Source organism: Corallococcus sp. M7, assembly GCF_054512695.1.
The window spans coordinates 4,691,891-4,717,455 of record NZ_CM137252.1 but is presented as its reverse complement, the minus strand read 5'-3'; the positions used below and the strand labels follow the sequence as shown (position 1 = coordinate 4,717,455).

Annotated in this window: 3 protein-coding genes (1 of these 3 cut by a window edge); 2 read left to right on the top strand and 1 reads right to left on the bottom strand. The window is 72.4% G+C overall.

The genetic code is table 11. From position 1 onward, the window contains the following. Positions 1-12,002: the 3' portion of a non-ribosomal peptide synthase/polyketide synthase gene (locus tag ACX114_RS19015; protein ID WP_459299709.1), read on the top strand. The gene continues 6,001 nt to the left of window position 1, outside the view; the window shows 12,002 of its 18,003 coding nt (coding positions 6,002-18,003); its start codon lies beyond the left edge, outside the window; the stop codon is at positions 12,000-12,002. Then, positions 11,995-24,264 carry an amino acid adenylation domain-containing protein gene (locus ACX114_RS19010; RefSeq protein ID WP_459299707.1) on the top strand — a complete coding sequence of 4,090 codons (12,270 nt, stop codon included), beginning with the start codon at positions 11,995-11,997 and terminating at the stop codon, positions 24,262-24,264. Before ACX114_RS19015 ends, ACX114_RS19010 begins: the two co-directional genes overlap by 8 nt. Here ACX114_RS19010 and ACX114_RS19005 read toward each other — a convergent pair. Beyond that, on the bottom strand, positions 24,261-25,565 hold the full coding sequence (locus ACX114_RS19005; protein WP_459299705.1) for a nucleotide disphospho-sugar-binding domain-containing protein: 1,305 nt from the start codon (positions 25,563-25,565) through the stop codon (positions 24,261-24,263). The genes ACX114_RS19010 and ACX114_RS19005 overlap by 4 nt on opposite strands.

Genomic DNA, 25,565 nt, shown 5'->3' with positions numbered 1-25,565 from the left:
AGCGGCACACGGGCCAGGACGACATCGTCGTCGGAACCGACATCGCGGGCCGCGAGCACGAGGCGCTCGAAGGCATCATCGGCTTCTTCACGAACCAGCTCGTCCTGCGCACCCAACTGTCCGGGCAGCCCACCTTCCGGGAGCTGCTCGCGCGCGTGCGGCAGGTGGCGTTGGATGCCTACGAGCACCAGGAGACGCCGTTCGGGCGGCTGGTGCAGGAGCTGCGCGATCAGCGAGCCACCACCGGTCAGCCGCTCTTCCAGGCCAAGCTCGTGCTGGAGAACGCCCCCATGCCCGCGATGCGGCTACCGGGCCTCTCCCTGGAGCTCATGGAAGGTGAGAGCAACGGCCTGGCGCGCTGGGACCTGCTCTTCATCCTCACCCCCGAGGAAGGCGCGCTGAAGGTCGTCGCCGAGTACAACACCGACGTCCTCGACGGCGAGGCGATGGAGCGGATGTGGGAGCACTTCCTGCGTCTGGCCCACTCCGCCGTGGCGGATCCCGGACAGCGCATCCACGCGCTGCCCATGCTGCCTCCCGGGGAGCTCCAGCAGTTGGCGGCCTGGAGCGGCCCGGTGCGCGCCGTTCCTCCCGCGCTGTCCATCCCCGCGTGCTTCGAACAGCGCGTGGCGGAGGCCCCGGACGCGGTGGCGCTCGTGTTCGAGGGACAGACGCTGGACTACGGCGGGCTCGACCGCCGCGCGAACCAGTTGGCTCACCACCTGCGCGCGCAGGGCGTGGGACCCGGAGCCCGGGTCGCGCTCGCGCTGGAGCGCTCGCTGGACCTGGTGGTGGCGCTGGTGGCCATCCTCAAGGCCGGTGCGTCCTACGTGCCGCTGGACGTGAACGATCCGCCGGAGCGACTGGGCTTCCTGCTGGAGGAGACGCGGCCCGCGGCCATCGTGACGACGTCGGAGATCGCGGACGGCCTGACCTCGCAGTGGATCCCCTTCGTGTGCGTGGACACGGACGCGACGGCGATTGCCCGCGCGCCGGTGCACGCCCCCTCGCACGGCGTGGGCGCGGAGTCCGAGGCCTACGTCCTCTTCACCTCCGGTTCGACGGGCCGGCCCAAGGGCGTCGCGGTTCCGCACCGGGGCGTGCTCCGGCTGGTGCGGGAGCCCGGCTGGGTGCGCCTGTCGCCGGAGGAGACGCTGCTCCAGTTGGCGCCGCTCGCCTTCGACGCGTCCACCTTCGAGGTGTGGGGCGCGCTGCTCAACGGCGCCCGGCTGATCATCGCACCGCCCCAGGCGCTGTCGCTGGATGCGCTCTCCGGGCTCATCGCGCGCGAGCGCGTCACCACGCTGTGGCTCACGGCGGGCCTCTTCCATCAGGTCGTCGATTCCCACTTGGAGGCGCTCGCGCCGGTGCGGCAGTTGCTCGCGGGCGGTGACGTGCTGTCGCCCCCGCACGTGGCGCGGGTGCTGGAGGCCCATCCGGGCTGCCAGGTCATCAACGGCTATGGCCCCACGGAGAACACGACCTTCACCTGCTGCTTCCCGGTCAGGTCCCGCGAGGACCTCCGCGCGGGCGTGCCGCTGGGCCGGTCCATCCCGGGCACGCGCGTCTACGTGCTCGACGCCGCCATGGAGCAGGTTCCCATTGGCGCGCCCGGCGAGCTGTACGCCGCGGGCGACGGTCTGGCGCATGGCTACCTGAACCAGCCGGAGCTGACGGCGGAGAAGTTCATCCCGGATCCGTTCAGCACCGTGCCGGGCGCGCGGCTGTATCGCACGGGCGACCGGTGCCGCGTGCGCCGGGACGGCACGCTCGAGTTCCTCGGCCGTGTGGACCAGCAGGTGAAGGTCCGCGGCTTCCGCATCGAACCGGGTGAGATCGAGACCGCCGTGCGGCGGCATCCGGCGGTGCAGGACACCGTGGTGATGGTGCGGGAGATCGCCGGGGAGAAGTCCCTGGTGGCCTACGTCGTCCCCACCGAGGGACGGACGCTGACCATCGACGCGGTGCGCGCGTTCCTCGCGGACAAGCTGCCCGCGCACATGCTGCCCGCGGCGCTGGTGACGCTCGCGGAGCTGCCGCTCACGGCCAACGGCAAGGTGGACCGTCGCGCGCTGCCGGCGCCGGACGGCGAGCGCCCCGAGCTGGGCACGAACTACCAGGCCCCCCGGACTCCCACCGAGGAGATCCTCTGCGCCGTGGGCGCGGAGCTGCTCGGCGTGGCGCGGGTGGGCATCGACGACAGCTTCTTCGACCTGGGCGGCGACTCCATCCGCGCCATCCAGTACGTGGCGCGCTCCCGCGAGCGGGGGCTGGAGCTGTCGGTGGCGATGCTGCTGGAGAAGCAGACCGTCCGCGCGATGGCGGAAGCGCTCCAGGGCCAGACACGGGCCGCGGCGGACGCGGCCGCCCAGGCGCCGTTCGCGCTGATCTCCGCCGGCGACCGTACGCGGCTGCCCCCGGACCTGGAGGATGCCTATCCGCTGGCGACGCTCCAGGCGGGCATGCTCTTCCAGAGCGAGTACAGCCAGGAGACCGCGCTCTACCACGACGCGTTCAGCTTCCACCTGGAGGTGGACCTGGAGCCCGTGACGCTGCGGCGCGTGCTGCGAGAGCTGGCCATGCGCCACGCGGTGCTGCGGACGTCGTTCGACCTGGCGCACTACGACGTGCCCTTGCAGTTCGTGCACCGCGAGGTGGAGGTGCCCCTGCACGTGGAGGACCTGAGCGCCCTGTCCCGCGCCGAGCAGGACCGCCACCTGGTGGCGTGGCTGGAGCGCGAACGCTCCCGGCCCTTCGCCTGGGAGCAGGCGCCCCTCATCCGCTTCGGCTTCCACCGGCGGACCGGACGGACGGTGCAGCTCTCCGTCATCTTCCACCACGCCATCCTGGATGGCTGGAGCTTCGCCTCGCTGCTGGCGGAGTTCCTTCCCCGCGCCCTGGCCGCGCGCCAGGGCGTGGAGGCCCCCGTCCCACCGCTGGCGGCGGCGTACCGCGAGTTCGTGGCGCTCGAGCGCCAGGCGCTCGACTCGGAAGCCGCTCAGCGCTACTGGCGAGAGCAGCTGGCGGAAGTGGCCCGCGCGAGGGCGAACGTCGCGCCCCGGTCTCCGGCGCAGGGGCCCGGGCCGCTGCTGTTCCGCGAGTTCCCCCTGACGGACGCCGTCGCCCAGGGCCTGCGCGGGCTGGCGCACCAGGCGGTGGTGCCCCTCAAGAGCGTGCTGCTCGCCGCGCACCTGCGCGTGCGCGGCGTGCTCGAAGGGTCCCCGCACGTCGTGTCGGGCTTCGTGGTGAACGGACGCCCGGAGGTGACGGACGGCGAGCGCGTGCTGGGCCTGTTCCTCAACAGCGTGCCCTTCGCGCTGGAGCTGGGAGGCGGCACCTGGGTGGAGCTGGTCCGTGACGTGTTCGCTCGCGAGCAGGCGCTCCTCCCCCACCGGCGCTACCCGATGGCGCGGCTACAGCAACAGATGGGCGGCCGTCCCCTGTTCGACGCGCTCTTCAACTTCGTCCACTTCCACGTCTCCGCGGGCCTGACGGGCATCCCGGGCGTGCGGCTGGTGGAGCCGTACTGGGAGACGTCCTGGCTGGACCTGCCGCTCGACACGACGTTCAGCGTGGATCCGGAATCGCAGGACGTGAAGCTCACGCTGCGCAGCCACGGACGCGACTGGGACGAGGCGAAGCTGGACCGCATCGCCGGCATCTACCTGCGCACGCTGGAGCGGATGGCCCTGCATCCCCGGGAGCGCTACGAGCACAGCCAGCTCCTGGATGCGACCGAGTACGGCCACCTGCTGCGCACCTGGAATGACACGGCCACGGCGTCCGCGCCGGCGCCCCACGTGGCGGCGCTCTTCGAGGCTCAGGCGCGCCGCACGGCAGACGCGGTGGCCGTCGAGTCCGGCACCGAGCGGCTCACATATGGCCAGCTGAACGCGCGGGCGAACCAGCTCGCGCGCGTCCTGCGCCGCGGCGGCGTGGGGCCGGAGGTCCGCGTGGCGCTCGCGCTGCGGCGGAGCCCGGACCTGGTGGTGGCCGTGCTCGGCGTGCTCAAGGCGGGTGGCACCTACGTGCCCATCGACCCGAGCTACCCGCACGACCGGCTCGCCTACGTGCTCGAGGACAGCGGCGCCCAGGTCCTGGTCGTCCATTCCGAGCTGCGTGGCGCGCTGCCGGGCATCTCCGGGAACACGCTGTGCCTGGACGAGACCGACCTGTCCTCCGAGGAAGGCTCGGACCTGAGCGTGGCGGTGGCCCCGGAGCAGCTGGCGTACGTCCTCTACACGTCGGGGAGCACCGGCCGGCCCAAGGGCGTCATGGTGACGCACGGGGGCGCGGTGAACTACCTCGCGTGGAGCCGTGACGCCTATGACGCGGCGGCGGGCGCGGGCGCTCCCGTGCACTCGCCGCTGGGCTTCGACCTGACCATCACCAGCCTCCTGACGCCCCTGATGGCCGGTGGACGCGTCGTCCTGGTGCCGGAGGGCCGCGCGGGCGAGGGCCTGGCGCAGGTGCTGCGCTCGGGCATGGACCACTCCATCGTCAAGCTGACGCCCACGCAGCTGTCCCTTTTGGAGGCGCAGCTGTCTGACGTGGACGTCGCGGGCCGGGTGCGTTGCTTCGTCGTGGGCGGCGAGGCCCTGACGTCCGCGACGCTCGCGTCCTGGCGGAAGCGCGCACCGGCCACGCGCATCATCAACGAGTACGGTCCGACCGAGACGGTGGTGGGCTGCTGCACCTTCGAGGTGAGGCCGGACGCCCGCTTCGACACCGCGGTCCCCATTGGCCGCCCCATCGCCAATACGCGGCTGTACGTGCTGGACGCCCACGGCGCTCCCACGGCGGTCGGGGTCTCGGGCGAGCTGTACATCGGCGGTGCGGGCGTCGCGCGCGGCTACAGCCAGCGTCCGGCCCTGACGGCCGAGCGCTTCGTGCCGGATCCTTTCGCCTCCACGCCGGGCCAGCGCCTCTACCGCACGGGCGACATCGTGCGCTGGCGCGCCGACGGGCAGCTCGAGTACCAGGGCCGCGTCGACGACCAGGTGAAGGTGCGCGGCTTCCGCATCGAGCTGGGAGAGATTGAAGCGGTGCTGGCGGAGCACGCGGCGGTGCGTGAGGCGGCCGTGGTCGTCCGCGACGCGGGCGGGGACCGCAAGCTGGTGGCGTACGTCGTGCCCCACGACGCGATGCCGGATCCGCTGGAGCTGAGGCGCTGGTTGCTCACGCGGCTGCCGGACCCGATGGTGCCCTCCGCGTTCCTGTCGCTGGCGGCGCTGCCCCTCACCGTGAACGGCAAGGTGGACCGCCGGGCGCTGCCCACCGTGGACGCGGACGAGGCCACGCCGGGCACGGCCTACGTCCCTCCCGCGACGCCGGTGGAGGAACGGCTCGCGGAGATCCTCGCCCGGGTGCTGGGCGTGCCGCGCATGGGCAGGGAGGATGACTTCTTCGCGCTCGGCGGCCACTCCCTGACGGCGACCCGGGCGGCCGTGCGCATCCGCGAGGCCTTCCGCATCCAGCTGCCGGTGGGGACCCTCTTCGAGGCGCCCACCGTGAGCGCGCTCGCCGGCCACGTCGAGCGCGCCATCGACGCCAGCGCCGACACCCGGTGGACCGCCATGTCGCGCATCCCCCGCGATGGCGTGCTGCCCCTGTCGTTCGCCCAGCAGCGCCTGTGGTTCATGGATCAGTTGGAGCCGGGGAGCGCGTCGTACAACATCCCGGCGGCGGTGCGCATCGACGGCCGCCTGGACGTGGCCGCGCTCGAGCGCGCCTTCGCGTCACTGGTGGAGCGCCACGAGGCGCTGCGGACGACGTTCCGCGCCGAGCACGGCGAGCCGGTCCAGGTCATCTCCCCGGACGCCACGGCGCCGCTGCGCCACGTGGACCTGCGCGGACTCCCCCCGGCGGAGCGCGCCGCCGAGGAAGCCCGCCTGATGGCGGAAGAAGGCCGCACGCCGTTCGACCTTCAGCGAGGGCCCCTGCTGCGCGTCACGCTGATCCAGCGGGACGACCGCGCGTTCCTGCTGCTGGTGACGCTGCACCACATCATCTCCGACGGCTGGTCCACCGGAGTGCTCATCCGCGAGGTGGCGGCACTCTATGAGGCCTTCACGCAGGGACGCGGCTCGCCCCTCGAGCCCCTCCCCTTCCAGTACGTCGACTACGCGGCCTGGCAGCGGCGGTGGATGGAGGGGCCGGCGCTCTACGCGGAGATCGACTACTGGCGCAAGACGCTCGCGGGCGCGCCGCCGCTGCTGGAGCTGCCCACGGACCGCCCGAGGCCGCCCGTTCGCGCGTACCGGGGCGCCATCCATCCGCTGGCCCTGTCCCGGGACCTGTCCGAGCGGGTGAAGGAGCTGGGCCAGAGCGAAGGGGCCACGCCGTTCATGGTGCTGCTGACGGCGTTCCAGACGTTGCTGTCGCGCCTCTCCGGCCAGCACGACTTCTGCGTGGGAACACCGATCGCCGGACGCACGCGCGAGGAGGTCGAAGGCCTCATCGGCTTCTTCGTGAACACGCTCGTCCTGCGGGCGAACACCGAGGGAGATCCCACGTTCCTGGACCTGCTGTACCGGGTGCGCGAGGTGACGCTGGCGGCGTACTCCCACCAGGACGTGCCGCTGGACAAGCTCGTGGAGGAGCTGCGGCCCGAGCGAAGCCTGAGCCATCCGCCCCTCTTCCAGGTGGTGTTCGCGCTCCAGGACGCGTCGACATCCGAGCTGGCGCTCCCCGGGCTCGTCTTCCGTGAGCTGCCCACCGGCAGCCAGGCCTCCAAGTTCGACCTCTCGCTGTCGCTGCGCGACGGGCCGGACGGCTTCGACGGCGTCATCGAATACGACACGGACCTGTTCGACCCCGGCACGATCGACCGGATGGCGGCGCGGCTGCGCGTGCTGCTGGAGGCCATCGTGGCCGCGCCGGAGGATCGGCTCTCCCAGCTGACGCGTGCGCTCGCGACCGACGCCGTCGATGCCACCGTCCTCCCCGCCCACGACTCCCCGGGCGTGCTCCCGCGCATCCAGGGCTGGGTGGACCGCACGCCCTCCGCGCCCGCGATCATCGACGGAGAGCACGTCCTCACCTACGCGCAGCTCGACCGTGAAGCCACGCGCCTCGCGCGCGTGCTGCCGCGTCCGTCCTCCGGAAACATCCGTCCCATCGCGGTGCTGATGGAGCGCTCGGCGTCGATGATCGTCGCGCAGCTGGCCATCCTCCGGGCGGGAGGCGTGTTCATGCCGCTCGATCCCACGCTGCCAGACGCGCGCCTGCATACCCTCCTCGCGGAGTCCCAGGCCACGACCATCGTGACCACCCCAGCGCACGCGGCGCGCATTCCGCCGTCGCCGCGGGTGCTCTTCGCGGATGGCACGACGCCCGGCGCCGATGCCGCGCCGGGAGCCACGGCCCTGCCCGCGGACCCGCCGCCGTCCTCGCCCGCCTACGTCATCTTCACGTCGGGCACGACGGGCGTCCCCAAGGGCATCACCGTCTCACACGGCTCGCTGGCCCACCTGACGGACTGGCATCAGGTGGACATGCCCGTCGGCCCTGGTGACCGCGCGGCCGTGCTGGCCTCTCCGGCCTTCGATGCGTCGGTGCTGGAGATCTGGCCCAAGCTGGCGTCTGGCGCGACGCTGGTCATCGTCCCGGAGGCGGTGCGCGCGGATCCCGCCGCGATCGCGCGCTGGCTCGCGGACGCCGCCATCCAGACGGTGTTCTTCACCACGGCGCTCGGGGAGCTCGTCCTTGGGGAGCGCCTCCCGGAGCACCACACCCTGCGCATCATCAGCGTCGGTGGCGACCAACTGCGCCGGCGTCCCCCCGCGGGGGCCCGGTACCGCTTCCTCAACGTGTACGGCCCCACCGAGGTGACGGTCCTCGCCACCTGCGACGTCGTGGCGCCCGAGGGCACCGAGGAAGGTCTGCCCACGATTGGCCGCGCCATCTCCGGAGCGCGCGTCTACGTCCTGGACGCGTCCCTGCGGCCGGTGCCGGCGGGCGTGCCCGGTGAGATGTTCCTCGCGGGCGGCGGCATCGCCCAGGGCTACCTGAACCGGCCGGACCTGACGGCCGAGCGTTTCCTGCCGGATCCGCATGGCCCCGCCGGAGCGCGCATGTACCGCTCGGGCGACCGCGCCCGCGTGCGGGCCGATGGCCGGTTGGAGTTCCTGGGCCGGCTCGATGGCCAGGTGAAGATCCGCGGCTTCCGCATCGAGCTGGGCGAGGTCGAAGCGGTGCTCGGCTCGCATCCCGCGCTGAAGGAGGCGGTCGTCACGGTGCAGGACGTGGCGGGAGACCGCCGGCTCATCGGCTACGTCGTGGGCCGCGAAGCGGTGCCATCCGCGGCGCGGCTGCGGCACTGGATGCTCGAAAGGCTACCGGACTACATGGTGCCCGCGGCGTTCGTCGCGATGGACGCGATGCCGGTGTCCACCAGCGGCAAGGTCGAACGCAAGGCCCTGCCCGCCCCGGACGCGCGCGCCTTCGCGAGCGTCGAAGGCGCCGCCCCGCCGCGGACCCCGACGGAGGAGCTCCTCGTGGGCCTCTTCTCGCGGCTGCTCGGCGTGGAGACCGTGGGCATCCGCGACAGCTTCTTCGACCTGGGCGGACACTCGCTCCTGGCCACGCAGCTGGTGTCCCGGCTGCGCGGCGCCTTCGGCGTGGAGCTCCCCCTTCGGGAGCTGTTCCAGGCGGCGACGCCGGAGCACCTGGCCACGCGCGTGGAGGCCTTGAAGCGCGAGCAGGGCGCGCCCGGCATCCCGGCGCTCACGCTGATGCCACGAGGGGAACGGCTGCCGCTGTCGTTCGCGCAGCAGCGCCTGTGGTTCCTCGACCGGCTGGAGCCCGGCAGCGCGAACTACACCCTCTCCCAGGCGATGCGGCTGAACGGACCGCTCGACGTGGACGCGCTGGAGTGGAGCCTGTCGGAGGTGGTGCGCCGCCACGAGAGCCTGCGCACCACCTTCGCGATGCAGGAAGGCATGCCCTACCAGGTCATCGCCGGGGACCTTCCGTCCATCCTCGAACGCGTGCGTCTGGACGGCACGCCCGAGGAGCGCGAAGCAGCCGCCCTGCGCCGGTGCGCCGAGGAGGTCCGCCGTCCGTTCGACCTGTCGCGCGGGCCCCTCATCCGGGCGGTGCTGATGGAGTGCGCCCAGGACGCGCACGTCCTGATGATGACGATGCACCACATCATCTCCGACGGCTGGTCCGTGGGCGTGTTCGTGCGGGAGATGGCCACCCTCTACGAGGCCCGCCGTCGCGAGGAGCCCTCTACGCTCGCGCCGCTGCCCATCCAGTACGCGGACTACGCGCTCTGGCAGCGTCAGTGGATGGAGGGCGGAGTCCTGGACGCGCAGCTGGCCTGGTGGAAGGCCCACCTGGCCGGGGCGCCCCGCGCGCTGGAGCTGCCCACGGACCGTCCGCGTCCCCCGGTGCGCACCTCGAACGGCGCGAGCCACCGCATCCGGTGGTCCGCGGAACTGTCCGCGCGCGTGCGGACCGTGAGCCGTGAGGAGGGGGTCACGCCCTTCATGACGCTGCTCGCGGCCTTCCAGTCCCTGCTCGGCCGGTACGCCGGACAGGACGACGTCAGCGTGGGTTCCCCCATCGCCGGGCGCACGCGCGAGGAGACCGAGCCGCTCATCGGCTTCTTCGTGAACACGCTGGTGCTGCGCACGAGCCTCGCCGGCGAGCCCACCTTCCGTGAGCTGCTGGGACGCGTGCGTGACGTCACCCTGGGCGCCTACGCCCACCAGGACGTGCCGTTCGAGAAGGTCGTCGAAGCGCTCCACCCGGAGCGAGACCTCAGCCGCACGCCGCTGTTCCAGGTCCTGTTCGCGCTCCAGAACACGGCGCAGCCGACGCTCGCGCTGCCGGGGCTGGCGGTGGCTCCGCTGGAGCCGGACCTGCCCACCGCGCGCTTCGACCTGAGCCTCACGCTCATGGAAGAGGACGGCGCGCTGACCGGGGCCATGGAGTACAACACCCAGCTCTTCGACCGGGCGACGCTCGAGCGGATGGACGCGCACCTGGTGGCGCTGCTCGAAGGCGTGCTCGCGGATCCGGGGCGGCGGCCTTCTTCCGTGGACCTGCTCTCCGAGTCCGAGCGGCGTGAAGTGCTCACGGGCTGGAGCACCACGGTGGTGCCCTTCCCCGACGGCCTCGCGCACGAGCGGTTCGCGCAGTGGGCGGCGCGTTCTCCGGATGCGACCGCGCTGCTGTTCCAGGACCAGCGGGTGAGCTACCGCGAGCTGGAGCGGCGGTCGAACCAGCTCGCGCACAAGCTGATGGCGCTGGGCGTGGGCCCCGAGGTCCGCGTCGCGCTGTGCCTGGAGCGGTCGGTGGAGCTGGTGGTGGGCATCCTCGCGGTGCTCAAGGCGGGCGGTGCGTACGTGCCGCTCGACCCGAGCTTCCCGCGCGAGCGGCTGGCGTACATGCTCGAGGACAGCGGAGCCCGGCTGGCGCTGACCCAGCCGCCGCTGGCGAAGGACCTGGCCGCGCTGGGCGTGGCGGTGCACGTACTGGAGCCCGGCGCACCCCTGTCGCAGGGGATGCCGGAGACGCCTCCCGCCAGCGCCATCCACCCGGACACCCTGGCGTACCTCATCTACACGTCGGGTTCGACGGGCCGGCCCAAGGGCACGCTGCTCACGCATCGCGGCCTGCGCAACACGGCGCTCGCGGCGGTGGAGGCCCATGGCTTCCATCCGGAGAGCCGCGTGCTCCAGTTCGCCCCCATCGGGTTCGACGCGTCGGTGTGCGAGGTCTTCGCCACGCTGCTGGCGGGCGCGACGCTGGTCCTGGCGCCGCGCGAGGCCATCCTGCCCGGACCTCCGCTCCACGCGGTGCTGGCAAGCCAGGCCATCACGGCGGTGACGCTGACGCCGTCGGTGCTGGCGCAGCTGGATCCGGAGGGCCTGCCCGCCCTCACCACGGTCATCTCCGCCGGCGAGGCCTGCCCGCCCGAGGTGGCCCGCCGCTGGAGCCGTGGCCGGAAGCTGCTCAACGCCTACGGCCCCACGGAGGTGACCATCTGCGCCTCCATCAACGACGCGGTGGACCCGGAGGCGCCCACCATCGGCCGGCCTTTCCCGAACGTGCGGGTGTACGTGCTGGACGCGCGCCTGCGGCCCGTCCCCGTGGGCGTGGCGGGCGAGCTGTTCGTGGGTGGGCCCGGCGTGGCCCGCGGCTACGGCGGACGTCCGGAGCTGACGGCGGAGCGGTTCATCCCGGATCCGTTCGGCCAGGAGCCCGGGTCGCGCCTGTACCGCACGGGCGACGTGGTCCGCTGGCGCGCCAACGGTGAGCTCGAATACCTGGGACGCGCCGACGCCCAGGTGAAGCTGCGCGGCCTGCGCATCGAGCTGGGCGAGGTGGAGTCCGTGCTGCGCGAGCACCCGGCCGTGAAGGACGCCGCCGCGGTGGTGCGCGACGACGCCGGAGCACGCCGGCTGGTCGCCTACGTCGTGAGCAGCGGTCAGGAGCTCCAGGCCTCGCAGCTTCGCGAACACCTGGCGCGGCGGCTGCCGCAGTACATGGTCCCCGCGACCTTCGTGGCGCTGGAGTCCCTACCGCTGTCGTCGAGCGGCAAGCTGGACCGCAAGGCGCTGCCGGCCCCCGACGCGGGACAGCTGGGCACGGCGACCCCGTACGAGGCGCCGCGCAACGACATCGAGCGGACCGTCGCGGGCATCTGGCAGGAGGTGCTCAACGTGCCGCGTGTCGGCCTGCACGACGGGTTCTTCGACCTGGGCGGCAACTCGCTGTCGCTCGTGCAGATCCACAGCAAGCTCCAGGGCGCGCTGGGCATGCAGCTCCCCCTGGTGGAGCTGTTCCAGCACCAGAGCGTGGCCGCGCTCGCGGCCCACCTGCGCCGCGCCACGGAAGCCGCGCCGCCCGCCACGGAAACCGCCGCCGCCGACGAGGAGCGCTTCGACACGCGGCGCGCCCTGCTCTCGCGGCAACAGGCCCGCCGAAGGGGCCGCGCCGACCCCACCGAGTCCGACCTGGACGGCGAACCCGAGGATTCCCATGAGTGACACCTCCGAGCGCTCCGCATCCCGTCCGGAAGGCGTGGCGATCATCGCCATGGCCGGGCGGTTCCCCCAGGCTTCGACGCTTGAGCAGTTCTGGGACAACCTGCGCCGTGGCGTCGAGGCGCGCACGGAGTTCACCGACGCCGAGATGATCGCCGACGGCGCGGACCCGGCGCGCATCCACCAGCCCGGCTACGTGCGCGCGGGCTTCGTGCTGGACGACGTGGACCGCTTCGACGCGGGCTTCTTCGACTTCAGTCCGCGCGACGCGGAGGTGCTGGATCCCCAGCACCGCGTCTTCCTGGAGGTCTGCTGGGAGGCGCTGGAGCGCGCGGGCTACGCGACGCGTGCGTTCCGCGGGCTCGTCTCCGTCTTCGGCGGCGCGGGACCGTCCTCGTACATGTACAGCAACCTGCTGTCCCGCCCGGACGTCCTCCAGGCGATGGGCACGTTCCAGGTCACGCTGAGCAACGACAAGGACTTCCTGCCGCCGCGCGTCTCCCACAAGCTGGGGCTGCGCGGCGCGAGCATCGCGGTGCAGACGGCGTGCTCGTCCTCGCTGGTCGCGGTCCACCTCGCGTGTCAGAGCCTGCTGACGGGTGAATCCGACGTCGCCCTGGCGGGCGGCGTCTCCATCGCCACGCCCCAGCGCACCGGCTACCCCTATCAGGAGGGCGGCGTCGTCTCGCCGGACGGGCACTGCCGGACCTTCGACGCGCGAGCCGCTGGCACCGTGCGGGGCTCGGGCGCGGGCGTCGTCGTGCTCAAGCGCGTGGCGGACGCACTCGCGGACGGCGACACCATCCTGGCCGTCATCCGGGGCTCCGCCATCAACAACGACGGCGAGGCGCGGCTGGGCTACACCGCCCCCAGCGTCGAGGGACAATCCGCCGTCATCGCCGAAGCCCTGGGCCTGGCGGACGTGCCTGCGGAGACGGTGACCTACGTGGAGGCGCACGGGACGGCCACGCCCCTGGGCGATCCCATCGAGGTCACGGCGCTCGCCAAGGCTTTCCGCTCCAGGCTCAAGCCCGGTGCGACGGCGCGGTGCGCGCTTGGCTCGGTGAAGACCAACATCGGGCACCTGGACGCCGCCGCCGGCATCGCCGGGCTCATCAAGACGGTGCTCGCCCTCCAGCACCGCGAGCTGCCGCCCAGCCTCCACACGGAGACGCCCAACCCCCGGCTCGACCTGGCCAACAGCCCGTTCTTCATCAACGGGACGCTGCGCCCCTGGGCGTCGGACGGTGCGCCCCTGCGCGCGGGCGTGAGCTCGTTCGGTATCGGCGGGACGAACGCGCACGTCATCCTCGAAGAGGCGCCTCCCCGGGAGCTGGCGAAGGCGCCCGGCCGTGCCTGGCAACTGCTGCCTCTGTCCGCGCGCACCGCTCCGGCCCTGGAGGCCGCCACGCAGAACCTCCGGGCCTGGCTGGAGCAGCACCCGGAAGCGGAGCTGGCCCAGGTGGCCCACACCCTCCAGGCGGGGCGCCAGCGGTTCGAGCACCGCCGCGTGCTGCTCTGCCGCGACACGAACGACGCGCTCACGGTGCTGGGCGCACCGGGGCCGGAGACCGCGCAGCGCCTGAGGACGGAGGTCCAGGAGGCCTCCACGCGCCCCGTCGTGTTCCTCTTCCCCGGACAGGGCAGCCAGTACGTGGGCATGGGCCGGGAGCTCCACGCCTCCGAGCCGGTCTTCCGCAAGCACCTGGACGACTGCTGCAACCGCCTGAAGCCCCTGCTCGGCTTCGACCTGCGCGAGGTGCTGTTCCCGCCCCAGGGAGCGGACATCGAGGCGGCGGAGGCGCGGCTCACCCGGACCGAGGTCACCCAGCCCGCGCTCTTCGTCATCGAATACGCGCTGGCGAAGCTGTGGGGCTCGCTGGGCGTGACGCCCCAGGGAATGCTCGGTCACAGCGTGGGCGAGTACGTCGCCGCGTGCCTCGCGGGGGTGCTGTCGCTGGAGGACGCGCTCGCGCTGGTGACGGCGCGCGGTCAACTGATGCAGTCGCTCCCCGAGGGCGCGATGGTGTCCGTCGCGCTGCCGGAGGCCGAGCTGCGGCCCCTGCTGGGCCCGGCGCTCTTCATCGCCGCGGTCAACGCACCCTCGCTCTGCGTGGCCTCGGGGCCCACGGAGATGGTGGAGGCGCTGGAGGCGCAGCTCACCCGGCGCAAGGTCGCCTTCCGCCGGCTGCACACGTCGCACGCCTTCCACTCGGCGATGATGGACCCCATCCTCGACGCGTTCGCCGTGAAGGTGCGCGGCGTGAAGCTGTCCCGGCCGCGCAGGCCGTTCGTCTCGAACCTGACCGGCACGTGGATCACCGAGAAGGAGGCCACGGATCCGGGCTACTGGGTGGAGCACCTGCGCCAGGGCGTGCGCTTCTCGGACGGCGTGCAGCGGCTGCTCGAGGATCCGTCGAACGTGTTCCTGGAGGTCGGCCCGGGCACCACGCTCGGCGCGCTGGTGCGGCAGGCGGCGCGGCCCCAGGGGCAGCCACAGCCCACGCTCCTGTCCACCCTGCGCCACCCGCGCGAAACGGTCTCCGACCGGGAGCGCTTCCTGGAGACCGTGGGCCGGTTGTGGATCGCCGGGGCCACGTTGGAGTTGAACGGGCTCCAGCCCGCGGAGCACCGCCGCCGGCTCCCCCTGGCCACCTACCCCTTCCAACGGGAGCGCTACTGGATCGACGCGCGTCCCGCCAGCGCACCGGCACTCGCACGCGCGGCATCCGCGGGGCTCGCGCGCAAGGAAGGCGCGCTGTCCGACTGGTTCTATGTCCCGGGCTGGAAGCAGACGGCCCCGCCTGTCCCGCGCACGTCCTCCGCGCGCTGGCTGGTGTTCCTCGACGCCAGCCTGGGACCTGCGCTCGCGGATCACTTGGAGGCCGCGGGCGAGGACGTCGTCCGGGTCGCCACGGCGGACGCCTTCAGCCGCCAGGGCCCCCGGCGCTTCACCCTCCCGCCTGGGCAGCCGGAGGCCTATGCGCGGCTGCTCGCGGACCTGGACGCCGAAGGCTGGAAGCCTGAACGGATCCTCCACCTGGGGAACGTGCGCGCTGAGAGCACGGCCCTCGACGAAGCAGTGCGCGGCTTCCACGACCTGCTCCACCTGACGCAGGCGCTGCACGCGCGGGGTGGCACGGAATCCATTGAGCTGAGCGTCATCACCACGGGAGCCCAGGACGTCACGGGCAATGAGTCCCTGCGGCCTGAAAGCGCGCTCCTGGTGGGCGCGTGCCGCGTCCTGCCGCAGGAGCACTTCCCGGCGCTGCGCGTGCGCGCCATCGACATCGACCCCACGGAACTGGGGACCGCACGGCTCGCGAAACATCTGGCCCAGGAGCTGCGAGCGGAAGCCACCGAGCCGGTCATCGCGTACCGCAAGGGCCGCCGCTGGACGGAGACCTACGAGCGCGCGCGCCCGCCGGAACCCGGCACGGGCCTGCTGCGCGAGCGGGGCGTCTATCTCCTCACGGGCGGACTCGGGCGCATCGGCATGGCCCTGGCCGAGGAGCTCGCCACCGCGTTCCAGGCCCGGCTGGTGCTCGTGGGCAGGTCCGCGTTCCCCGCGCGTGAGGAATGGGACGCGTGGCTCCAGGCCCACGCTGAGGAAGACACCACGTCCCAGCGCATCCGCCGCCTGCGCGAACTGGAGCGGCGCGGCGCCGAGCTCCTGGTTCTCCGCGCGGACGTCGGCGACGAGAAGGACCTGGCGCGGGTGCTCGCGCGAACCGAGACCCGCTTCGGCGCGCTCCATGGCGTCATCCACTCGGCGGGCAGCCTGGGGGCCAGCGCCCACGTGCCCACGCTCGAAGCCAACGAGGAGCGGCACGCGGAGCAGTTCGCGGCGAAGGTGCGGGGCACGCGGCTCCTGGAGCAGGCGCTGCGAGGCCGGCCCCTGGACTTCGTGCTGTTGCAGTCATCCCTGGCGGCAGTGCTGGGCGGCATCGGGTTCGCGGCCTATTCCGCGGCCAACCTGTTCCTGGACGCCTTCGCCGCGCACCAGGCACGCCACGACGACACGCCCTGGTTCAGCGTGGACTGGGACGGCTGGAGCGAGGAGGACGCGCTCGAGCCTGAGCGGATGGCGCTCACGCTCGCGGAAGGCGTCGCCGCGTTCCGCCGCGTGCTGGCGGGAGACGTCCGTCGCTGGGTCGTGTCGACGGGAGACCTCGCCGCGCGCAGGGCCACGTGGATCCAACCGGCGGCGGCGAAGCGGGAGCTGACAAGCGCGGCCTCGCACGCGCGGCCGGAGCTGCCCACCGGCTACGTGGCGCCGCGCGACACGCTGGAGAAGGAACTCGCGGACGTGTGGCAGGAGCTCCTCGGCGTGACGCCGGTGGGGATCCACGACAGCTTCTTCGAGCTCGGCGGTCACTCGCTCCTGGGCACGCAGCTGCTGTCCCGCCTGCGAGAGACCTACCGCGTCGAGCTGCCCATCCGGACGCTGTTCGAAACGCCCACGGTGGCGGGGCTCGCCCAGGCCATCACCGCGAGCCGGGGCATGGCGGAACCCACCAGTCCCGCTGCCGCGGCCGAAGCCCCCGTCGCGGCCTCCGGCCCCACGAGGGCCCCGCTGTCCTTCGCCCAGCAGCGCCTCTGGTTCTGGGAGCGCCTGGAGCCGGGCACCTCGGTCTACTCCATCCACACCGCCCTCCAATGCGACGGGGACCTGGACGTGAGCGCCCTGGTGCGCAGCCTCCAGGCGCTGGTGGCCCGTCACGAATCCCTCCGGACCACGTTCGTGGAGGACGGCGACCAGGTCTTCCAGGTCATCGCGCCCCGGTTGGACCTGGAGGTGCCCATCATCGACCTGCGCGGCCTGCCGGAGTCCGCGCGGGCCGGGGAAGCACGCCGCATCGCCGAGGCGGAAGGGCACCGACCCTTCAACCTGGAGCAGGGGCCGCTCATCCGCGCCGCGCTCATCAAGCCGGGCGCGCGAGCGCACATCGTCACCCTGACCGTGCATCACAGCGTGTTCGACGCCTGGTCGTTGGGCCTCGTCATCGGAGAGCTGGCGGAGTTCTACGCGGCCTTCGCGGAGGGCCGGCGGCCCCGGCTGCCGGAGCTGACCCGGAGCTACGCGGACTTCGCCCGCTGGCAGCGCGAGCGGCTCCAGGGTGAAGTGCTGGAGGCGGAGCTGACACACTGGCGCGGCCAGTTGGCCGGAGCCCCTCCGGCGCTGGAGCTGCCCACGGACCGTCCCCGTCCGGCGACACCGTCCTACGACGGCGCGAGCCAGCCGCTGGACCTGCCCCGGGAGCTCACGGACGGACTGAAGGAGCTGAGCCGTCGTGAAGGCGCCACGCTGTTCATGGTGCTGCTCGCGGGCTTCCAGGCGGTCCTCGCCCGGCACTCGGGCCAGGACGACATCGTGGTGGGAACGCCGATCGCGGGACGCAACCGCAAGGAGCTCGAAGGCACCGTCGGCTTCTTCATCAACACGCTCGCGCTGCGCACGCGCCTGTCGGGCAACCCCACGTTCCGCGAACTGGTGGGACGCGTGCGCGAGGTGACGCTGGCCGCGTACGCGCACCAGGACATTCCCTTCGACAAGCTGGTGGAAGCGCTGGCGCCGCCGCGGGACCGCAGCCGGTCGCCGCTGTTCCAGGTCCTGCTCATCCTCCAGAACGCGCCGGTGCCCGAGCTGGCCCTGCCCGGAGGCCTGACGTTGCGCCCGCTCGCGGGAGCGGAGGAGGCGGCCCGCTTCGACTTGAGCCTCTCCTTCATGGAGACCCCCGAAGGCCTGCGAGGCACGCTGCGCTACGCGACGGCGCTGTTCGACGCCGCCACCGCGCGCCGCCTGCTGGAACACCTGCGCGTGTTCCTGGAGGCCGTGGTCGCGAAGCCCGACCAGCGTGTGGACGGAGTCCCCCTGCTGTCCACGGACGAGCGTCGCGAGCTCCAGCGCCTGGAGTCAGGCGTGCGCGAGCCGCCCCCGCCCCGGTCCATCCTCGAGCGCTTCCACGGCCACGTGGAGCGCGCACCGGCATCGCCCGCCGCCCTCATGGGCGCACGCACCGTGAGCTACGCGGACCTCGCGCGCGAGGCCCGGCGCATGGCCGCCGAGCTGGCGCGGCTCGGAGTCCGTCGCGGGACGCCGGTCGCCGTCTTCCTCCCCCGCTCGCCCGAGCTGCTCTCCACCCTGCTGGGCGTGTTCGAAGCGGGAGGCGCCTACGTGCCGCTCGACCCGGGCTATCCGGCGGAGCGCATCGCGTACATGCTCGAGGATGCGAGCCCTCGGGTCGTCGTCACGGACGGTCCCCGGAGCGAGCAGCTTCCGGAAGCCTGGCGGCGGCACGCGGTGCGCATCGAAGACATCGCCAGCGCGTCCCTCGAAGGCTTCCAGCCGGTCTCGGTCCAGGGCGATGACATCTCGCACCTGGTCTACACATCCGGCTCCACCGGCAGACCCAAGGGCATCATCTGCCACCACGCCGGCATCCTGAACTACGTGGGCTATCTGGAGCGCACGTACAGGCCGGGCCCGGGGGATGTCGCCCTGCAACTGGCCTCGGCCTCGTTCGACGCCTCGCTGCGCGACATGCTGGCGCCGGTGTTGATGGGCGTCCCCGTCGTATTCGCCGAGGGCGAGCGTGGGCGCGATCCAGAAGAACTCCTCGCCACCATCGAGCACCACCGGGTGACGCTGCTGCCCAGCGTGGTGCCCAGCCTGCTGCGCCTGCTGCTGGCGGCGGCGGACACGCGCCCGCGCGACCTGCGCACGGTGCGCGTCATCCTCTGCAGCGGTGAGCGGCTCCTCGCCACGGACGTCGAGCGGGCCCGCGCGGTCTTCGGCCCGGACGTGGGCATCGTCAACCAGTACGGCCCCACCGAGTGCACGCTGACGAGCACGTTCCACCGGGCGACGCCCCAGGACGTCACGGGCGTGGTGCCCGCGGGCCGCCCCATCGACAACGCGGAGGTGTTGCTGCTCGACGCGTCGGGCGAGCGCGTGCCCACCGGCGTCGTCGGCCACATCCACATCGGCGGAAAGGGCGTGACGCACGGGTTCCTCGGGAGGCCGGACCTCACCGCGGAGCGCTTCGTCCCCCACCCGGACCCGGACCGGATGGGCGCGAGGCTCTACGCCACGGGCGACTACGGCCGCTGGCGCGCGGACGGCACGCTGGAGTTCGTCGGCCGGCGTGACGACCAGGTGAAGGTGCGCGGCAACCGCGTGGAGCTGGGAGAGATTGAATCCACGCTGACCCGGCACCCTGGCGTGCGCGCGGCCGTGGTGCTCGCGATTCCCGAACCGGACGGCGGTGCGAGGCTCGTGGCCTGCATCGTCCCCAGCGACGTGGGTGCGCCCGGCGACAACGACCTGACCGCGTTCCTCGCGGCCCGGCTGCCGGAGCCCATGCTCCCGTCCGCCTTCATCACCGTGGACGCCCTGCCCCGCACGCCCAACGGCAAGGTGGATCGCGCGGCGCTCATGCCCGCGGCGACGGCGGCCCGGCGGCGCGGAGGTGCCGGCGGCGATCAGCCTGTCGTGGCTCCGAGGACACCGACGCAGGAGATCCTCGCCGGACTCTTCGCGCGGCTCCTATCGGCGGAGCGCGTGAGCATCCACGACAGCTTCTTCGACCTGGGCGGCCACTCGCTGCTCGCGACCCAGGCCGTGTCACGCATCCGCGCGGCGCTGGGCGTGGAATTGCCCTTGCGTGAGCTGTTCGCGCACCCGACCGTGGAGGCCCTGGCCGAGCGCATCGACGAGCGCCTCCAGCGCCAGGGCACGGGCGTGGACCGGCCGGCCATCGTCCCCGTCCCGCGTGGACAGGCGCTGCCGCTGTCCTTCGCGCAGAAGCGCCTCTGGGTGGTGGACCGGATGCGGCCCGGCAACGCGGCCTACAACATCTCCGGCGCCATCCGGGTGCAGGGCGAGCTCGACGCGGACGTGCTCGAGCGCAGCATCGCGGAGATCGTCCGCCGTCACGAGAGCCTGCGCACGAGCTTCGAGCTGGTGGACGGCGAACCCGTGCAGCGCATCGCCGCGGAGCTGGTGGTCCCGCTGGGACGCGTGGACCTGTCGGACGTCCCCCGGCCGGAACAGGACTCGGTGGTCCTCCGCTACGTCAGCGATGAAGCGGGCGGGTCCTTCGATCTGGCCCGGGCACCGCTGCTGCGCGTGTCACTGCTGCGGCTGTCCGCGCGAGAGCACGTGCTCGTCTTCGTGATGCACCACATCATCTCCGACGGCTGGTCGCGGGGCATCCTCGTCCGGGACCTGATGGCGCTCTACGTCGCCTTCGTCGCGGATCAGCCCTCGCCCCTGCCGCCGCCGGTGCTCCAGTACGCGGACTTCGCCAGCTGGCAGCGCGGCTGGCTGAAGGGCGAGGTGCTGGAGGCCCAGCTCGACTACTGGCGGCGGCAGCTCGCGGACGTGCCGCCGGTGCTGGCGCTGCCCACGGACCGGCCGCGCCCGCTGACGCAGAGCCTGCGAGGCGCCCACCACCGCGCCACGCTGCCGCCCGCGCTCGTCGAAGCGCTGAAGGGCCTCAGCCGCGCGGAGGGCGCCACGCTGTTCATGACGCTCATGGCCGGCTTCCAGGCCCTGCTCGCGCGCTACACGGGCCAGGAGGACCTCACCGTGGGCACCGACGTGGCCGGCCGCAACCACGCGGACATGGAGGGCCTCATCGGCTTCTTCGTGAACCAGCTCGTCATCCGAGGACGGCTGGGCGGTGACCCGGGCTTCCGCGAGCTCATCCGCCGCGTGCGCGAGGCCTCGCTGGAGGCCTACGCGCACCAGGACCTGCCGTTCGAGGAGCTCGTCCGCGCGCTCAACCCGGAGCGAAGCCTGGGCCACACGCCGCTGTTCCAGGTGAAGCTGGCGCTCCAGAACCAGCCGCTCACGGAGCTGAAGCTGCCCGGCCTGACGCTGGGGGGCGTAGCGTTCGAGAACGCCTCCTCCAAGTTCGACCTCACCCTGGTGCTGGAGGAGTTCCAGGGCAGCCTCGTCGGCGTGTGGGAATACAGCACGGACCTCTTCGACGCGGCGACCATCGCCTGCATGGCGGAGGCCTACCAGCGCGTGCTGGAAGTGGCTGTCGCGACACCGGAGACGCGGCTGGCCACCCTGCCCGTGCTCGCGGACGCGGAGCGCCACCAACTCCTCGTCGAATGGAACGCCACGGACGCGGAGCTGCCCGCGGACCTGCGCGTGCACGCGCTCTTCGAAGCACAGGCGCGCCGCACGCCGCACGCGCTGGCGGTGTCCTTCCAGGGACAGGCGTTGACGTACGCGGAGCTCGACCGGCGCTCCAACCAGCTCGCGCGCCATCTGCGAGGCCTGGGCGTCGGTCCCGAGGTGCGCGTCGGCGTCTGCATGGAGCGGGCGCTGGAGCTGGTGGTGGCACTGCTCGGCGTGCTGAAGGCCGGGGGCGGCTTCGTCCCGCTCGATCCCGGCTACCCCACCGAACGGCTCTCCCTGCTGCTCCAGGAGTCAGCGGTCTCCGTCCTGCTCACGCAGGCCGCGGTGCTGGATGAGCTCCCCCTGCGCTCCGAGCTGCCGGTGTGCCTGGACACGGAGTGGGCGGGCATCGCGCGCCATCCGAACACGCCGCCGGACGTCGCCGTGGCCCCGGGTGCGTTGGCCTACGTCATCTTCACCTCGGGCTCGACGGGGAAACCCAAGGGCGTCCTGCTCACCCACCAGGGCCTGTGCAACACGGCCCTGGCCCAGGCGGCCGCGTTCGACATCACGTCCGGCAGCCGGGTGCTCCAGGCCGCGGCGCTCGGCTTCGACGCCTCCGTCTCCGAGGTCTTCGCCACGCTCGTGGGCGGCGGCTGCATCCACCTGGCTCCGCGCGACGCGCTGATGCCGGGGGCGCCGCTGCGCAACCTGATCCAGCGCGAAGGCATCACCACCGTGACGCTCACGCCGCCGGTGCTGGCGCAACTGGACCCGGCCGGACTGGAAGCGCTGCGGGTGGTCATCTCCGCGGGCGATGCGTGCACGCCGGAGATCGCCGCGAGGTGGAAGCCGGGACGGCGCCTGCTCAACGCCTACGGGCCCACCGAGGTGACGGTGTGCGCGAGCATCAGCCCTGACGTGAACATCGAGCGGCCGAGCATCGGCCGTCCGCTGCCGAACGTGCGGGTGTACGTGCTCGACGCCCGCCTCCACCCCGTCCCCCGGGGCAGCACAGGTGAGCTGTACGTCGGAGGCGCGGGTCTGGCGCGCGGCTATCTGGAGCGTCCGGACCTCACGGCCGAGCGCTTCGTCCCCTCGCCGTTCTCCACCACGCCCGGAGCACGGCTGTACCGCACGGGAGACCTCGTGCGGGTGCTCGCGTCCGGAGAGCTGGAGTTCGTGGGACGCGCGGATGATCAGGTGAAGGTCCGCGGCTTCCGCGTCGAACCGAGGGAGATTGAAGCCGTGCTCGCCCAGGCCCCCGGCGTGGACGAGGCCTGCGTCGTCGCCCGTCCCGATCCGTCGGGAGGCAAGCGGCTCGTGGCCTACTTCGTCACGCAGGACGAAGGCACGGCCGCCATCGATCCCCTGCGCGCGTTCATGAAGGGCCGGCTCCCGGACTACATGGTGCCGTCCGCGTGGGTCCCCCTCCCGGCACTGCCGCTCACGCCCCACGGCAAGCTGGACGTCAAGGCGCTCCCGGAACCCGAAGCGGTCAGCGGAGAGCGCAGGACGCGTCAGCGCACTCCGCCTCGCACGCCGACCGAGGAACTCATCGCCGGAGTGTGGAGCGACATCCTCCAGGGCGCGCCCCTGGGCGTGGACGACGACTTCTTCGAGCTGGGAGGCCACTCACTCATGGCCACCCAGGCGGCCACGCGCATGAGCGGAATCTTCGGCCTCGAGTTGTCGCTGACGGACTTCTTCGCGAAGCCGACCATCGCGACCCTCGCCGCGCACATCGATTCGCTCCGAGGCACGAATGGGCCGCGGCTCCCACCCGTCACGCCCACGCCCGCGTGCGAGCTGATGCCCCTGTCGACGCGGCAGCAGGTGTACTGGTCGGATTCCGCGAAGGGCCCCGAGGACCTCGCGCACTCCACCCCGGCGGTGTTCCGGCTGGAAGGCCCGCTCGACGCTGGCGCTCTGGGTGAAGCGCTCGATGAGCTCATCCGGCGCCATGAGATCCTCCGGACGTCCTTCCCCCGCATCGACGGCATCCCCATGCAGCGCATCGCCCCGCACGGAGACGCGCGGCTCCAGGTCATCACGCTGGAGGAGCTGCCCTCGCCCGCGCGCGAGCCCGAGGCGCTGCGAAGGATCGACGAGGAACTGCGCCTGCCGTTCGACGTGGAGCGGGGCCCCGTGTTCCGCGCCCGGCTCTACCGCCTGGATGCGCAGGCGCACCTGCTCTTCATCCTCCAGCACCACGCCATCACGGACTACGTGTCCACGGCCCTGCTCCTGGGAGAGCTGGCGGAGCTCTACGCCACGCGCCGCCAGGGGCTGCCCTCACGGCTCCCCGAGCCCACGTTGCAGTACCGGGACTTCACCCGCTGGGAGCACGCTTGGCTCCAGGACGAAGCCCTGGAGTCCCTGCGCGCGTACTGGAGCCGCAAGCTCGCGGCCCCGATCCCCGCGCTCGCGCTCCCCTACCGTCCGGCGAGGACAGGTGACGAAGCGCGAGGAAGCGCCGCGCAGCCCTTCCAGCTGACGTCCGACCAGGCCCGGTCCCTGCGCGCGCTCAGCCGGAAGGAAGGCGTCACGCCGTTCGTGTCACTGCTCGCCGCCTTCCAGGTGCTCCTCGCGCGGGATGCGGAGCAGGAGGACGTCTGCGTCGGCTTCTCGCACGCGAACCGCCCGCGTCCGGAGCTGGAGAAGATGCCGGGCATGTTCGCGGGCTACCTGGTGGTCCGCACGGACCTGACGGGAGACCCCGGCTTCGTGGACGTCCTGCGCCGGGTCCGGAGCACGTACCTGGAGGCGTTCCAGCACCAGGGGCTTCCCCACGCCGAACTGGCGGCGAGGATGCCTCCGCCCTGGCAGGTCGGGTTCTCCTTCACCGCCGTGGAGCAGCACCGACCGGCCCCCGTGGCGGACCTGACAGTCTCCGTGCTGCCGCTTCAGCGCGAACAGTCCCTGACGGACCTGAAGCTCAACGTCGTCGAGGACGCGGCGGACCTGGGAGGCACGTTCGAATACAGGGCCCACCTGTTCGACCCCGAGCGCATCGCGGCCATGGCGGAGGACTTCCAGGCCCTGATCGACGTCATCCTCGAGACGCCCAACCGGCGCTTGAGCGAGCTTCCGCGGCGGGGATCGGCGCGCGCGGGAGGCGGAAACTAGGCCAGCCGGCGCTCGGGCATCGCGCCCGAGCGCTGGAGGATGAACGCCTCGATGGGGCCCGCAGCCTCGTGCGTCTGCTCGGACTGGACGAAGTGCCCCCGCAGCTGCTCACAGGCCTGCTTGCAGGCCGGATCCTGGAGGACGCCATCGAGCGCGGTGAGCAGCCGCTCCGCGGTGAAGTCGCGAGGCGCGATCGTCCGGCCCACCCCGTGCAGCTCGACCAGCCGCCCGATGTCCGGCTGATCGAACTGGAGCGGGATGGAGACCATGGGCACGCCGAACGCGATGCACTCCTTCACGCTGTTCGTGCCGGCGTGGTTCACCATGACCGCGGCCTTGCGCAGCAATCCCAACTGGGGCGCGACCTTCACGGCGATGACGCCGGGAGGCACGTCGAACATCGACGGCTCCATCGACGAGCCCACCGCGATGACGAACTGGAGGTCCGGACGCCGCGAGGCCGCCAGGAAGGCCTCCCGGAGGATGCGCACGTTGTGCGCGGACGTCGCGGCGAGCGTCCCGAGCGCGAAGAAGACCAGCGGACGCTCTCCGTTGAGCTGCTCCCACGGGAAGTCAGGCTCGCGGCGATCCCGGTCGATGCACGGCTCGATGTAGCAGTATTCGCCCGGCGCGGTCGGTACGCGGACCTCCGCGAACTCGCGAGGACACAGCAGCAGCTCCGGAGAGAGCGCGCGGTCCAGGCCGGGCATGCCCCGGACATCCTTCAGCGGATAGCGATGCTTGCGCGCGAGCGCCAGCAGCGAGGGCTTCAGGCGGGGAAAGAACCCGAGCGCCGTCAGGAGCCACTCGCCCGGCATCGCGCCGCCGCGGCCCGGCCCGCGCTCCGCCCCGGCCTCGCGCGGAATGAGTTCCGGGGGAATGGTCACGTTCATCTGGAGCACCGGGATGCCCAGGCCATGCCCGATGACGGAGAGGTGCCGGAGCTTCTCGTCGCAGATGAGCAGGTCCGGACGCAGCCCCCGCAGGGCGTCATCCACCTCCCCGTCCACCATCCGCTTCAGGGCCTGGTTGAAGCGCGCGGCCTGGGTGCGCAGGAACCACAGGAGCCGGGGCCCCTTCAGCCGCGCCGCGGTCGCGCGCAGCTCGCTCAGCTTCCCCTTGGGAAAGACGTCCGCGAACAGGGGCGTGAACTCGAAGCCCTCCGCGCGCACCTCCTCCTCCAGCTCCAGGATGCCCAGGTAGTGCACCCGGTGCCCCCGGCGCTGCAGCGACCGCGCGATTCGCAGGCTGGGATTGACGTGACCCGGCACGGGCAGGGGCGCGATGACGATGGTGGCCAT

Excerpts from the sequence above, each read along its gene's own strand:
- ACX114_RS19010 (WP_459299707.1), top strand. The coding sequence starts at position 11,995 with ATGAGTGACACCTCCGAGCGCTCCGCATCCCGTCCGGAAGGCGTGGCG.
- ACX114_RS19005 (WP_459299705.1), bottom strand. The coding sequence starts at position 25,565 with ATGGCCACCATCGTCATCGCGCCCCTGCCCGTGCCGGGTCACGTCAAT.